The organism is Pseudomonas sp. H3_D04, assembly GCF_054669175.1.
In genome coordinates, this window is sequence record NZ_CP162801.1 from 2271298 (window position 1) to 2285308 (window position 14011).

The 14011-nt window shown below is 58.0% G+C and carries 12 protein-coding genes and 1 pseudogene; 1 reads left to right on the forward strand and 12 read right to left on the reverse strand.

Going from position 1 to position 14011, the window contains the following annotated elements; genetic code table 11:
- Positions 1-366 precede the first annotated feature (366 nt).
- From AB4N91_RS10640 to xylA, 10 genes and pseudogenes are all read right to left on the reverse strand, one after another.
- Entirely contained in the window at positions 367-1905 is a 1539-nt protein-coding gene (locus AB4N91_RS10640) for a cryptochrome/photolyase family protein (protein ID WP_460112407.1), read from the reverse strand.
- 25 nt (positions 1906-1930) lie between these two features.
- On the reverse strand, positions 1931-2236 hold the full coding sequence (locus tag AB4N91_RS10645; protein WP_010460813.1) for a DUF6482 family protein: 306 nt from the start codon (positions 2234-2236) through the stop codon (positions 1931-1933).
- 14 nt (positions 2237-2250) lie between these two features.
- On the reverse strand, positions 2251-2961 hold the full coding sequence (locus tag AB4N91_RS10650; RefSeq protein WP_169857657.1) for an SDR family NAD(P)-dependent oxidoreductase: 711 nt from the start codon (positions 2959-2961) through the stop codon (positions 2251-2253).
- Positions 2962-2996: 35 nt separating this feature from the next.
- Entirely contained in the window at positions 2997-3557 is a 561-nt protein-coding gene (gene folE, locus AB4N91_RS10655; protein WP_010460809.1) for a GTP cyclohydrolase I FolE, read from the reverse strand.
- Between the two features lie 145 nt (positions 3558-3702).
- Positions 3703-4167 (reverse strand): thiol-disulfide oxidoreductase DCC family protein, encoded by a 465-nt coding sequence (locus tag AB4N91_RS10660; RefSeq protein WP_460112408.1) that lies wholly within the window; start codon positions 4165-4167, stop codon positions 3703-3705.
- Between the two features lie 320 nt (positions 4168-4487).
- A pseudogene (locus AB4N91_RS10665) lies at positions 4488-4658 on the reverse strand (aldehyde dehydrogenase (NADP(+))); the annotation flags it as partial.
- Between the two features lie 210 nt (positions 4659-4868).
- Entirely contained in the window at positions 4869-6005 is a 1137-nt protein-coding gene (locus AB4N91_RS10670) for a sugar ABC transporter permease (RefSeq protein WP_010460804.1), read from the reverse strand.
- Complete coding sequence (gene xylG / locus AB4N91_RS10675) at positions 6005-7561, reverse strand: D-xylose ABC transporter ATP-binding protein (RefSeq protein ID WP_460112410.1); 1557 nt, start codon at positions 7559-7561, stop codon at positions 6005-6007. The genes AB4N91_RS10670 and xylG overlap by 1 nt, the downstream gene beginning before the upstream one ends.
- A 99-nt stretch (positions 7562-7660) precedes the next feature.
- Positions 7661-8662, reverse strand: coding sequence for a D-xylose ABC transporter substrate-binding protein (xylF, locus tag AB4N91_RS10680; RefSeq protein ID WP_460112411.1), 1002 nt, complete (start codon positions 8660-8662; stop codon positions 7661-7663).
- A gap of 147 nt (positions 8663-8809) precedes the next feature.
- Positions 8810-10126, reverse strand: a complete 1317-nt coding sequence (xylA, locus tag AB4N91_RS10685) for a xylose isomerase (RefSeq protein WP_460112412.1) — start codon at positions 10124-10126, stop codon at positions 8810-8812.
- Between the two features lie 179 nt (positions 10127-10305).
- Between xylA and AB4N91_RS10690 the strand changes: the two genes are divergently transcribed.
- Complete coding sequence (locus tag AB4N91_RS10690) at positions 10306-11481, forward strand: XylR family transcriptional regulator (protein ID WP_154504883.1); 1176 nt, start codon at positions 10306-10308, stop codon at positions 11479-11481.
- 107 nt (positions 11482-11588) lie between these two features.
- Here AB4N91_RS10690 and AB4N91_RS10695 read toward each other — a convergent pair whose 3' ends face one another.
- Both AB4N91_RS10695 and AB4N91_RS10700 read right to left on the reverse strand, forming a co-directional pair.
- On the reverse strand, positions 11589-13166 hold the full coding sequence (locus AB4N91_RS10695; protein WP_460112413.1) for a GMC family oxidoreductase: 1578 nt from the start codon (positions 13164-13166) through the stop codon (positions 11589-11591).
- 63 nt (positions 13167-13229) lie between these two features.
- Positions 13230-14003 (reverse strand): alpha/beta hydrolase, encoded by a 774-nt coding sequence (locus AB4N91_RS10700; RefSeq protein ID WP_077747721.1) that lies wholly within the window; start codon positions 14001-14003, stop codon positions 13230-13232.
- Between the last annotated feature and the right edge of the window lie 8 nt (positions 14004-14011).

Sequence of the window (14011 nt, forward strand, 5' to 3'; positions counted from 1 at the left end):
GACCATATTTTTGCTGGTTATGGCGATAAAAATATTCGGCCAGACGAGAGCCTTTCAGGCCTTCTCCAATTGCCATACATCTTTAAACTAGCTATTAGCTTGAGGACTTGCTTGTCCGTTGCTTACCTTGAACCGATCCACGCTGCTCGACGCAAAGCGTGAGTTCCATGATGGCGGCCTCAAAGGCAAGCTGGTTTTGATAGATCTTGAGTCGCAGGGAAGGGAGCAGATCTGAATTTGGCATCGCGAATCCTCCGTCGAAGAGATCGGCGTAGCAGCACGAAAGTTTTTAGGACTGGAAGATCTTTCTAGTAGGGCAGAGCAATCCGCAGACCGCACAGGTTTTGATCGGTAGTTCACTCTTCTTCAAAACGACTCCCCGACATCCAGTTTGGCGAGCAGTTTCTGGCCACGATCCCAGAGTGCTTGCTGCTTGGATTCAGTCATACGATCGAGGTTTTTATAGACCATGCCCATGCGCTGATTGCTGCGCAAAAGGTCGCCGTGACGCATTAGAAAATGCCAGTAAAGCGAATTGAAAGGGCAGGCGTCGTCCGTCGTGCTTTCACTGACTTTGTACGCGCAGTTACGGCAGTAGTCGGACATACGCTTTATATATTGGCCACTGGCGCAGTAAGGCTTGGAGCCCAGGTAACCACCATCGGCATGCATGACCATGCCCAATGTATTGGGTAGCTCGACCCAGTCGAATGCGTCCATGTAGATCGCCAGGTACCAGTCGCAAATCTGGCTCGGCGCGATGCCGGCCAACAACGCAAAGTTGCCGGTGACCATCAACCGTTGGATATGGTGGGCATAGGCATGTTTCAAACTTTGGCCGATCGCCTGGCCCATGCAGTTCATCTTGGTGTCGCTTGTCCAATAGAACTCTGGAAGCGGCCTGCTGTTGCCAAACAGATTGCCGCCGGCGTAGTCGGGCATTTTCAGCCAGTAGACGCCGCGTACATATTCACGCCAGCCAATGAGTTGACGGATAAAGCCTTCGGCAGCGTTTAATGGAATGCTGTGCGCCCAGTAAGCAGCCTCGACGTCGCTGCACAATTGACGCAGATCCAACAGGCCAATATTCAGCGCGGCGCTGATCCGCGCGTGGAACAGGAAGGGTTCATCACTGGCCATCGCATCCTGGTAGTCGCCGAAGGCTGCCAAACCCCAGTCAAGGAAGTAGTCCCACAGCGCTTGGGCATCGGCGTGAGTCACCGGGTAGTCAAAGGTGTCGAGGGCGCCGTAGTGGCTGGAAAAGTTTTTTGCAACCAGCGCCAGCACGTCCTGGGTGATGGCATCGGCCGAAAAACGGAGGGGTGAGGGGGCTCTAACGCCTTTAGGCAGTGCCTTGCGATTTTCGGCATCAAAGTTCCAGGCGCCGCCGACCGGGCTGCCATCGCCGTTGAGCAACAAGCCACTCTTGCGTCGCATCTCGCGGTAGAAGAACTCCATGCGCAGCTGCTTTTTGCCTTCGGCCCAGGATGCAAATTCGAATCGGGTGCAGTAAAAACGGGTATCGGTATGCCACTGAATCGCCAAGCCGCAATCTTTGAGCGACTGCTCCAGGCGCCAGTCACCGCATTCTGTCAGGTGCAACTCATCCGGCTGCAGCAGCGACTGCCAGCGCCGTAACTCGCCCGGCACCGAGCCGCTATTTTGCGGATCATCGAGCGTGACGTATTGCACGCGAATGCCACGCTGCTGCAATGCCTCAGCAAAATGGCGCATGGCACTGAAGATCAGTGCGATTTTTTGCGGGTGATGGGGCACATGACTGGCTTCCTCCATCACTTCGACCAGTAAAACCGTATCACGCTCGCTGTCCAGCCCCTTCAATGAGGCCAGGTCAAAAGACAACTGGTCGCCCAAAACCAGGCATAGTCGGTGAGTCTTATTCATTCGACAGAGTCCAACGGAAGGTGACTCACCAAGGCGCAGTCAGCGAGAAAGGAATGCGTAACGGCTCAATGCGCCCTTCACGTGAGCCGCACATCTCGTCATGGACGCACTGCTGCACAAGCACGCAGGGGAATGGCGGGACAAACTGCAACAACTCACGCAGGTGATTGATGGAGCGAAGGTGCATAGGCTTCGCTGTATCGTCCAGCAACGTGAACTGGCCGTGATCCAGCCCGACTCGCGCCAGATAAAAACCGCCTTCCAGAGACAGCAGCTCCAACTCTCGTACTTCGCCATTGGCGGCCCGTTCGGTCAACGCTTGCAGATTCAAGGTTCACTCCCTGCCTACCACGGTAGGCGTTCTCCGTTATAAGCAAAGAAATTGCCGCTGTCGGCAGGCGCCAAGCGGTCAATCAGTGATAACAATTCGCGGGCAGCGAGGCTTGCAGGCCTGGCGGCAGAAGCGCCTTTAAAGGGCTGGGACAGGCCCGAAATGACCGTGCCTGGATGAAGACTCAGTAAACGGGTCTGAGGGCGTGTTCGTGCCAGTTCAATCGCAGCCGTTTTAATCAACATGTTCAACGCCGCCTTGGAGGCGCGATAGGCATACCAGCCGCCCAGACGGTTATCGCCAATACTGCCGACCTTGGCGGAGAGCACGGCCATTGCGCCGCGAGCGTCAAGCAAGGGCAAGAAGTGACGCAAAATCAGTGCAGGCCCGAGTGTGTTGACTTGGAATATCGCCTGAAGCGCATCCGCTTCAATAGAGGTGTAACTTTTTTCAGGCTTGATGTCTTCGCGATGAAGCAGACCGGCTGCATGCAAAATCAACTGATACGGGGCTTCTTCGGCTAATTCGGCGGCTGCGCTGGCGATACTGTCGGGCTTTTCCAGATCCAATCCTGGAGCACTGTTGCGCCCCAGTTCACGAACAACCGAGCATCTTGGATCTTCGTTGAGCAACTCACAAAACGCCGCGCCGAGCGCTCCACTGGCGCCTATCACCAAGGCGCGGTAGCCGTAGCCGAGTGAGTTCATCTCAAAGGAACTGTTCATTTTGCCTCTCCCACACCTTGTACGGATTTTGGGCCTTAACTGCGTCGCCCAATCAGTTGCAGGAACTCGAGACGCGTAGCGGATGACTCGCGAAAGGCCCCCAGCATCACTGAGGTCGTCATCACAGAGTTTTGCTTTTCCACGCCCCGCATCATCATGCACATGTGCTTTGCCTCAATGACCACGGCCACGCCGGCCGCATCGGTGATGTGATGGATGGCATCAGCAATTTGTTTTGTGAGGTTTTCCTGGATCTGTAAGCGGCGGGCGAACATATCGACGACTCGGGCGACCTTTGATAGACCCAATACCCTTCCTGTGGGGATGTACGCGACATGAGCCTTGCCGATGAAGGGCAGCAGGTGATGCTCACACAATGAATACAGCTCGATATCGCGCACGATGACCATTTCATCGTTTTGCGATTCGAACAGGGCACCGTTGGTCACGTCTTCCAGACTCATCGTGTAACCGTTGCAAAGGTATTGCATCGCTTTGGCTGCGCGCTTGGGCGTGTCCAGCAGTCCTTCACGCTCAGGGTTCTCGCCTACGGCGACGAGAATTTCACGGTAATGCTTGGCTATTGATGGGTTCATTTAGATTCCTCGCAGCCATGCTGCGCTTCATGTTTCGGCAATCCTTGGCAGTAGGAGAGTGCCTGCTGCGCACCAGAAAACACGTTGTGCACCCGATCAGCTATGACCCAGTTCCTTCGTCGGGCCAATGTCAAAGCGAAGCGTTCTAGGGCTGCTTTGTTTTCAACGTGGGCCGCTCGTCTGGTGCGGGTTTTGACTCCGGCACCCCGCAACGGTCATCCCCACAGCGACGGCGGCCATCAGGGTGAGGAAGCCATGCCAAATGGGGGCGTAAGCGGCAGAAGCAGCGATAACCTAAAGCAAGCAGCGGTCGGATGGCACGCCATGTCAATGGCGCAGCCCAAAACCCCAGGCCTGCGGCTCGCCAGCTCCACAAGGTGGCGTCCAGACCGGTTACCCAGCGGCCATCGGCGAAACGGGCGTGCAGCGAGGACTGCATTTGCTCGAAAGTGAACCCGAGTGCCTTGGCGTCGAACGCACCGCTGCTGATGTCAATAAAAAGCAGTCGACTCTCTGTGGCGTGTCGATTCAGGATTTTGATTTCACGCGCACACAGTGGACATTGACCGTCGAAGTACAGCGTCAGTGGCCAATCCTTTTTATTGTACATTTCTAGCGACCTTGTATAGGTTTTGTACAAGATATGCTGAAAGAAAAGGACTGACAATGGGCACGATTCATTTGGCTGTTACGCTCAAACTGGAAGAGCGGCTGGTGTTCATTCGAAGGCTGCACTTTTCCCCGAGCATTTTGAGCAGGTTCGTCAATGGGAGTCCGGAATTTGCACATCAGGTCAAGGCGCAATTGCCAGGCTAGATGGACAGCATTGAAACCGCGCTCAGGAGCCTGGCGCTCATGTGCTACGTGTAATGTGCGATACCGTAAATCCGCCGAGCTTCATGAATCGCCTTGGTGAATCCCCCCGAAAATCAGGGCTTGCTGCAGTTGGTGCCGGTCATTAACCGCAACGACGACGACCACCGGGCCAAACACCTCGTGCTTAAGTAACTCGTCATTGTTGATCAGTAGCTCAGCGTCGGCTTCGAATAGCTGTGGATGAGCCTGGCTGCCTTCTTGATGATGGCCTGCTCGATGGTGAATTTGACCAATTCCAGACGGATCCACCGCAAATGGCGTCTGCCTCTGTCCTACTCTTGAATACTCAGTGCTTGCCAGCTGAACCTCCCTCGACAAGATCAACGACCCTAAATTGCTTGGGCGGTTATGTTCGGCATTGAAATAGGGAGGCTTCGGCTTGAGAAAAAGGGCTTATGTCCAATGCGGTCGTGAATGATTTCATCCCGCAGCGGATCAGCGTCGTCCGGTCCGGGTGCTCACGTCTATCCATACGGCCAACACCAAAATGCTGCCTTTGACGATCATCTGCCAGTAACTGTCGACGTCAAGCATGGACATGCCGTTGTCCAGGCTAGTAATGACCAGCGCGCCGAGGAGTGCACCATAGACCGTACCGGAGCCCCCGCGCATGGAGGTGCCACCGATAAAGCACGCAGCGATGGCGTCGAGTTCGCCCATGCTGCCGGCCGAGGGCGAGCCGGCGGCGAGGCGCGCCGTGTTCACCACGCCGGCGAGCGCGCACATTACGCCCATGATGCCGAAAATCCAGAGCTTCACGGCTTGCACATTGATACCGGACAGGCGCGTTGCTTCCATGTTGCTGCCAACGGAATAGACGCGTCGACCGAATACGGTCTGACTGGTCACGTAGCTGAACACACCCAGCAGAATCAGCAGAAGCAGAACCGGCACGGGGATGCCGTCATAGCTGTTGAGCGTTTGGACGAATCCGGCCAGCACTGCACCGATCAACAGCACTCGAAAAACGTCACGCGCCAGTGAATGTGGCGCCAGACCATGGAGCGCGCGATTGCGCCGTTGTTTCCAGGTCAGGAACAGCGTCAATGCGAACAGCAGAACGCCCAGGGCCATGCCCATCGTGTGTGGCAAATAACCCTGGCCAATGTAGACAAACTCCGGCGACACCGGGGCGATGGTTGTGCCGCCGGTAATCCCCAGTAAAATGCCGCGAAAAGCCAGCATGCCCCCCAGCCCCACGATGAAAGACGGGATGCGCAGGTACGCGGCCATGTAGCCGTTGGCAAGACCGATCAGCAGTCCGCACAGGGCGACAAGGCTGAGATTCGCCAGCAGCGGTATGTGGTAGATCACGTCGAGGATGGCCGCCACCCCACCGAGCAAGCCCAGCAATGAGCCGACCGACAAATCGATCTCGCCACTGATGATGACCAGCACCATGCCGCAGGCAAGAATCCCGGTGATGGACATCTGCCGCAGCAGATTGGACAGGTTGCGCGGTGTTAGAAATCCGCCCTCGGTCTGCCAGCTGAAGAACATCCAAATCATTGCCACGGCAACCAGCAGCGCGAGCATTTTGTAGCGGGTAAAAAGTTGTTTGACCTGATTCATTACGCGGGTATCCGATCATTATTGTTATAGCCACCAGATTGACTGAGTGCGGCGGCGAGCACCTGTTCCTGGGTGAGTTCGCGGTTGATGAAGTCGCCACGCAACTGCCCCTCGCCGATGACCAATACTCGGTCGGAAACACCTAGCACCTCGGCCAGCTCCGAGGAAACCATGATGATCGACACGCCTTCGGCCGCCAGCGCTCCCATCAACTTGTAGATTTCGTACTTGGCGCCGACATCCACACCCCGGGTGGGCTCATCGAGGATCAGCACCCGGGGTTTGGTCAGCAGCATCTTCGCCAACACGGCTTTTTGCTGATTGCCGCCGGAGAGACTGGTAATCGGCAGGAACGGGCTCGCGGTATTGAGGTGCAAGCGCGATATTTCCCGATCGATGCAACCCAGCTCGGCTTCGGCATCAATGCGGGTCAGTTTCGAGTAACCGTCCAGCACGGCCAGGGTGATGTTCTGGCCGACGCCCAGGTCTGGAATGATGCCTTGGCGCTTGCGGTCCTCGGGCACCAGGCACAGGCCGGCACGGATTGACTTGAGCGGCGTGCGGGTATCGATGGGTTGGCCGTCCAGCCAGACCTCGCCTTCATGACGGCCGGGGTAGGCGCCAAACAGCGCGGTCACCAGTTCTGTACGGCCGGCGCCGACCAGGCCGGCAATTCCGAGGATTTCCCCACGTTTGAGAACGAACGAAATATCGTCGACCCGTTTGCGTTTGGGGCTATCGACGTCGTAGCAGGTGATGTGGCGGGCCTCGAAAATCACGTCGCCGATGTCGTGCGGCTCGGTAGGGTAGAGGTTGCTCATTTCCCGTCCGACCATCTGGGTGATGATCTGCGCAATGTCCATGTCCGCCATGGCGGTCGTGGCGATGTGCTTGCCGTCACGGATCACTGAAATGGTGTCGCACACGGCGGCTACTTCGTCGAGCTTGTGGGAGATGTAGACGCAGGCAACACCCTTGGCCTTGAGGTCGCGGATGATGGCCAGCAACACTTCGATTTCTGAGCGGGTCAGGGCCGATGAAGGCTCGTCGAGGATCAGCAGGCGCGCTTGCTTGTTCAGTGCCTTGGCAATTTCCACCAGTTGCTGATAGCCGCCGCCGTACTGCGAAACCGGCAGCGACACGTTCATGTCCGGCACTTTCAGTTCACGCATCAAGGCTTCGGCACGGTGGATCATCGCCGGGTAATTCATGCGTCCACCGGGCAGCGTCAGTTCATGGCCCATGAAAATGTTCTCGGCCACCGACAGGTCGGGAACCAGCGTCAGTTCCTGGTGAATGATGACGATACCGGCGGCTTCGGTTTCGCTGATGGATTGGGCCTTGAGCGGTTGACCATCCCAGAGAATTTCGCCGTCCCAGGTGCCATGGGGGTAGACCGCCGAAAGGATTTTCATCAGTGTGGACTTGCCGGCGCCGTTCTCGCCGCACAGTCCAACGCACTCACCCGGCCTGACTTTGATGTCGATGCCATTGAGCGCTTTGACACCGCCGAAGGTTTTGACGATACCGTTCATTTGCAGCAGATAATCGGGCATGGCAGAGACTCATGAGCGTGAGGTATGTGGCTGACACTGCAGGAACCAGGGGCTGGCCGGGCTCCTGCAGCGGGCCGTTGAGACGTTACGCTCTGCTGTTCATTTCCCGGCAATCTGTGCCTTGGTGTAGAACCCGTCCTGCTCCAGCAGGTCAATGTTGTCCTTGGTCAACGGGGTTGGCGTGAGCAGGATGGTGTCCACTTTTTTGCTGCCATTGTCGTACTGCGAGCTATAGGCGGGTTTCTCGTTACGCGCCAGTTGTACCGAGAGTTTGGCGGCTTCTGAGGCGATGAGTTTCAGCGGCTTATACACGGTCATGGTTTGAGTGCCATCGATCACTCGCTTGACCGCTGCAAGGTCCGCGTCTTGCCCAGAAATCGGCACCTTGCCAGCCAGTTGCTGAGACGCCAATGCCTGTATGGCGCCGCCTGCCGTGGCGTCGTTGGAGGCAACGATGCCATCGATTTTGTTGTCGTTGCGGGTCAAGGCGTTTTCAACAATGCTCAGTGCTTCGGTCGGGCTCCATTCCTTCACCCATTGTTGGCCAACAATCTTGATGTCCCCCTTGTCGATGGCCGGTTGCAGCACTTTCATCTGCCCTTCGCGCAGAACTTTTGCGTTGTTGTCGGTGGGCGCGCCACCCAGCAGAAAGTAATTGCCCTTGGGCGCTGCTTGCAGCACGCCGCTGGCCTGCATTTCGCCGACCTTTTCGTTGTCGAATGAAATGTAAGCGTCGATATCGGCGTTGAGAATCAGACGGTCATAGGACACAACCTTGATTCCGGCCTTCTTCGCTTCGGCGACGGCGTTGGTCAGGACGGTGGCATTGAACGGCACGATGACGATCACATCGACGCCGCGGGAAATGAGGTTTTCGATTTGCGAGATCTGCTTTTGCTCGTTGCCATCGGCCGATTGCACGAAGACCTTGGCGTCCATTTTATCCGCTGCTGCGACAAAGTAATCGCGGTCCCGTGACCAGCGCTCCAGCCGCAGGTCATCAATGGAGAAACCGATTTTCGGGTGGGCGGCATCGGCCATCACCGGCAACGACAGCAGAGCCAAGGCGCCGGCCAATAGCGTGCGTTTTACGTTCTTCATGGTGGTGCGTCCTTTTATTGTTGTTGGAAAGACACTGCCTGATGATGAGTATCGGGCTGGTAGGACTGTAGAGAGTCGGCAGGCGTTGCGGACACAGATTTGTCGCGTAAATGTCACAGCCCCGCTGCCGGCTGACTTCGCTGGCGATCAGCGATAGATGAACCGGTTGACGACGTTCTCGAGCATCTCCTGCCTGCCGCTGACGGCTTGCGGGTTCAGCTCGTTAGCGAATGCATGTTCGGCCAGTGACTGGAGGTTGAAGTCACCCGTCAGCACCGCCTGCCCGAACGGCTGCTGCCAGCCGGAGTAGCGTTGATCCTTGAGTTGCTGCAGTCGGTCGTTCTGAACCATGGTGGCTGCCCGTTCCAGGGACAGGGCAAGAACGTCCATTGCACCGATATGGCCATGGAACAGATCAATCTCATCGAGGCTCTGGCGGCGGACCTTGGAGTCGAAGTTGAATCCGCCATTCATGAACCCGCCGGCCTTGAGAATTTCATAGGTCACCAGGGTCATTTCTTCGACGCTGTTGGGGAACTGATCGGTGTCCCAACCGTTTTGCGGATCACCGCGGTTGGCGTCGATGCTGCCGAAAATGCCCAGCGAGACGGCCGTCGCAATCTCGTGATGAAAGCTATGGCCTGCCAGGGTTGCGTGGTTGGCCTCGATGTTGACTTTGATTTCCTTTTCCAGACCGAACTGCTGGAGAAAGCCGAAAACGGTCGCGCTGTCGTAATCGTATTGGTGCTTGGTCGGTTCCTGCGGCTTGGGCTCGATCAGCAGGTCGCCTTTGAAGCCGATCTTGTGCTTGTGCTCGACCACCATGCGCATGAAGCGGCCCAGTTGTTCGCGTTCACGTTTCAGATCGGTATTGAGCAAGGTTTCGTAACCTTCGCGACCGCCCCACAACACGTAATTGGAGCCTTTCAGGCGTTGGGTGGCGTTCATGGCGCTGAACACCTGGGCGGCGGCGCAGGCAAACACTTCGGGGTCCGGATTGCTGGCGGCACCGGCGGCAAAGCGTGGGTTGCTGAAACAGTTGGCGGTTCCCCACAGCAGCTTGATTCCGCTGTCTTCCTGATGTCGCTCCAGGTGATCAACCATTTGCGCGAAGTGGTGGCGGTACTCCTTCAGCGAATTGCCCTCCGGGGCGACATCCGTGTCGTGGAAGCAGTAATAGTCGATACCCAGTTTGGAGAAAAACTCGAACGCGGCGGCCGCCTTGTCAATGGCCACCTCCATCGGGTCGCCGGTGTGTTGCCACGGGCGCTTGAAGGTTGCTGCACCGAACACATCGGACCCTGGCCAGACGAAGGTGTGCCAATAACAGGCAGCCATGCGCAGGTGTTCACGCATGGGTTTGCCGAGGATGACTTTGTCGGCGTCGTAGTGCCGGAAGGCGAGAGGCGAGTTGCTGTCAGGGCCTTCGTAGCGAATCTGGTCGACATTGGGGAAGTACGGCATCAGGCAAATGTCCTTGTTGTTCTTGGCGGTGTCCCGATACTAGCAACGGCCCCGTTACCGCTGATTACGAAAATCATCAACACAGGGTGCGATTTTGAGTATTGAGATTCGTCGACCGGGCGCCTAGTCTGTGCCAATCGCCGTCCAGGACGGCTTGCCTCCAGACCATAATAAAAACAATGAAAACCGTACCTCCCGTGCACCGCATCGCGCTGCTGTTCAACGGCAGCAAGATCTATGACCGCGGCATCATCAGCGGCATCGGCAATTACCTGAGCAGCACCCGTGCCTCTTGGGACCTTTTTCTGGAGGAGGATTTTCTCTGTCGCCTGAAAGGCATCGAACGATGGCAGGGGGATGGGATCATTGCCGACTTCGACGATCCGCTGATCGGTGAGGCGTTGGCCGGCATCGAGTTACCGGTGGTGGCGGTGGGCGGTTCCTACGAGGATGAGCGCGCCTATCCGAAAGGTATCCCGTATGTGGCCACCGATAACGACGCCTTGATTACCCTTGCTTACAAGCACTTGATCGAGGCAGGGCTGACACGTTTTGCCTGCTTCAGCCTGCCGGAAGCGCAGGCCAACCGTTGGGCGCAGGAACGGGAAAAATCCTTTCGACGATTGATGCAACGCGATGGTCTGCACGCTGAGGTCTATCGGGGCATGGGCACCAGCGCGCCACTCTGGGACAGCGCCGTCGAGCAGCAGATCGACTGGCTACAGAGCCTGCCCAAACCCATTGGTATCATCGCCGTCAGTGACGCCCGCGCCCGGCAGTTGCTGCAAGCCTGCCTGACCGCCGGAATCGCCGTCCCGGAGCAGGTGGCACTGATTGGCATCGACAACGACCCGTTGACCCGCTGCTTGACCCGGGTCCCCCTGAGTTCGGTCATCCAGGGCACCGAAACCATGGGGCGCACCGCTGCGCGATTGCTGCACCAGATGCTGCACGGCATGCCCTCCACCGGCATGCACATCCTGATACCCCCGGATGCGATCAACGTGCAGGTCTCGAGTTTGCACCAACCCTTGGGCAACCCATATGTCATGCAAGCCCTGCTGTTCATTCGCCAATATGCCTGCCAGGGCATCAAGTCCGCGCAAGTGGCGGCCTACGTGGGGGTGTCTCGCTCATCGCTGGAATCGCACTTTCGCGATGTGCGAGGCTGCAGCGTCCACGACGAGATCCTGGGTTTCAAACTGGCAGCCGCCACTAACGGGCTGGAGAACACTGATTCAGCCATCGCCGACATCGCGCGCAGTTGCGGCTTCAAATCGGCGCAGTACCTGCACACCGTTTTTCGCCGCGAGTTGGGGTGCACGCCCCGTGAATACCAGCAGGGCGCCAGATAGCGACGCGAGGCGTGTTTGGTCAATTGCTGTGGGGGGCGACCGTCAATTGCCTCCCTTTCTTTGCAAGGTCGGCGATACCGCCGCCCGCTGTCAGTGTTCTCATTGCCTTATCCGAGTGGCGCTGTGACCGGAGCGATCACTCCATGCGCCGCGAGGATGAGATCGGCGGCTCGCTCGCCAATGACGACGCAAGGAGCCATGGTGTTGCCGACGGTGATGCGCGGCATGATCGAGGCATCGGCGATCCGCAATTTTTCGATGCCGTACACGCGGAGTTGATGGTCGACCACCGACATCGCATCTCGGCCCATTTTCGCGGTGCAGGACTGGTGCCAGTAGGACACTGCAGAATTGCGGATGAACTGCTCCATGGCGCGGTGATCTTTTGGCCCGGGGACCACCTCGCGCTTTACCAACCCATTGAAGGCTTCGCTGTTGCCGATTGCCCGGCAGAGGTCGATCGACGCAAACGCCGACGCTATGTCCTCGGGTGCGCTCAGCGAGTTCGGTTCAATCAGCGGTGCATCCAATGGCCCGGCGCCCGATAGGCGCACGCGCCCTCGACTGACAGGCCTGGCCAGCCCTGCGAACGTCGTCCAACCCTGTTGCGGCGGCGGGATACCCACTTCAGCCGGGGAGGGCACCGCAAATTCAAGCTGACAGTGCAGCAGGTCTGGGGCGTCCAGGCGACTGTCGCTTTTCCAGTACACAGTGGTTTCACAACCACCGCCGCCCACAGCTTGGGGTCGCAAGTATTCCCAGGTACAGGCAAAGGCAATATGGTCCTGAAGATTCTGACCCACGCCGGGAAGGTGACTGATCGGAACGATGCCATGGGTGCGCAGTTCGCGCTCCGGGCCGATTCCTGACTGCATGAGCACCTTGGGCGTATTCACTGCGCCCAGGGACAAGACGACTTCGGCTTCGGCATAGAAGCAGTGGCGTTGACCTTCGATTATCACTTCGACACCGACCGCCCGTGAGCCGTCAAGAAGGACACGGGCCACCAATGCGCCGGTGAGGACCGTGAGATTCGGTTGGTGCAGCCGTGGCCGGATATAGGAATCGTAAACGGACTCGCGCCTGCCCTGATTAATGCGCAGATCGGTGATCGCGGCCCCGCCCGGGCCTTCCATCATCGCGCCGTTGGGACTGTCATATCGGGGAATACCGAGACGGCTGGCCGCTTCCAGTATTGCCTTGGCGAGGGGCTGAGGCGTAGCCGGCTGCTCGACATGCACGGGGCCACCAGAACCCCGCCGTGCGGCATCCGGGCTGCCGTGCCAGTTCTCGATTCTCCGGTAGTAATCCAGTACCGAATCGTATCCCCAGGCAGCGTCGCCGGACTCGGCAGCGAAGTGATCCCAGTCCGATCGATGCCCGCGTGCCCAGACCATCACGTTGATGCTGGATCCACCCCCGAGCCCCTTGCCCATGTTCAAGGAAAGACGACGACCGTTGAGGTGGGGATTGGCTTGTCCTTCGAATGCCCAGTCGCGCTCCGAACCGAGGTTCAGCGGCCACTGCGCGGGTTCTACAACCTCTGGGCCGTTGTATTCGTTGCCTGCTTCAATCAATAACACGCGTGCGTTGGACTGTTGGGCAAGGCGGGCAGCAACCACGCAGCCCGCCGTGCCTGCGCCACACACGATGAAGTCGTAGTTGCGCTCACTCAGATGATTCATGCGTCCGTTCCGTATCGATGCAGCGGTTGAGTTCTGGGTTATTAGTGGCGCCGCACGCAGCAATCACTGCTCGCCGACTTTTTTCACTGCCTCGAGAATCACCTTGGCCACTTCGGCTGGCTGCGACTGCTGGGGGACATGGCTGGTGCGCAGCTCCGCCAGGGTGGCGCCGATACGCTTGGCGGCAGAGCGCTGGACATCGGGATGGATCATCCGGTCCTCGGTGGCGAGCAGATACCACGACGGTTTGGTCTTCCAGGCCGAAACGGTCGTTTTATCCTCGAACGCGGAGGCTTTGATGGGGCCTTGCGTCGCGGTCATCACGGCGGTCTGCGTCGCAGGGAGGTCCTGGGCGAAGTCCTTTGCCATGCCTTCTGGCGTCAAGTAGAGGAAACCGTTGCCGTCAGCCTTGATCTGGCTGATGCCCGGAGGCGTGGGCGCGCCTTTTCCTTGCTCGCCGCTTGTTTGACCGGCATCAGGCGCGAAGGCGGCGACGTACACCAGGGCGCGGACTTTTTCGTCGCTGCCGGCCTGAGTAATCACGGTGCCGCCCCAGGAGTGACCGACCAGAACGACCGGGCCTGGCTGATTGTTCAAGGTTCTTTGCGTCGCGGCGACGTCGTCGGCAAGCGAGGTGAGCGGGTTTTGCACGACCGAAACTGCAACCCCTTTGGCCTGAAGAAGCGGCACGACCTTGGCCCAATCGGAGCCGTCGGCGAATGCGCCGTGTACGATGACCACCGAAGGCGTTGTATCTTTGGCCTGACTGACACCCGCGACCAATGTGCTTGCAAGGGCAAAGGCGACGGTGGCGGCTTTCGATCTGAATGTTTTCATTGCATCAG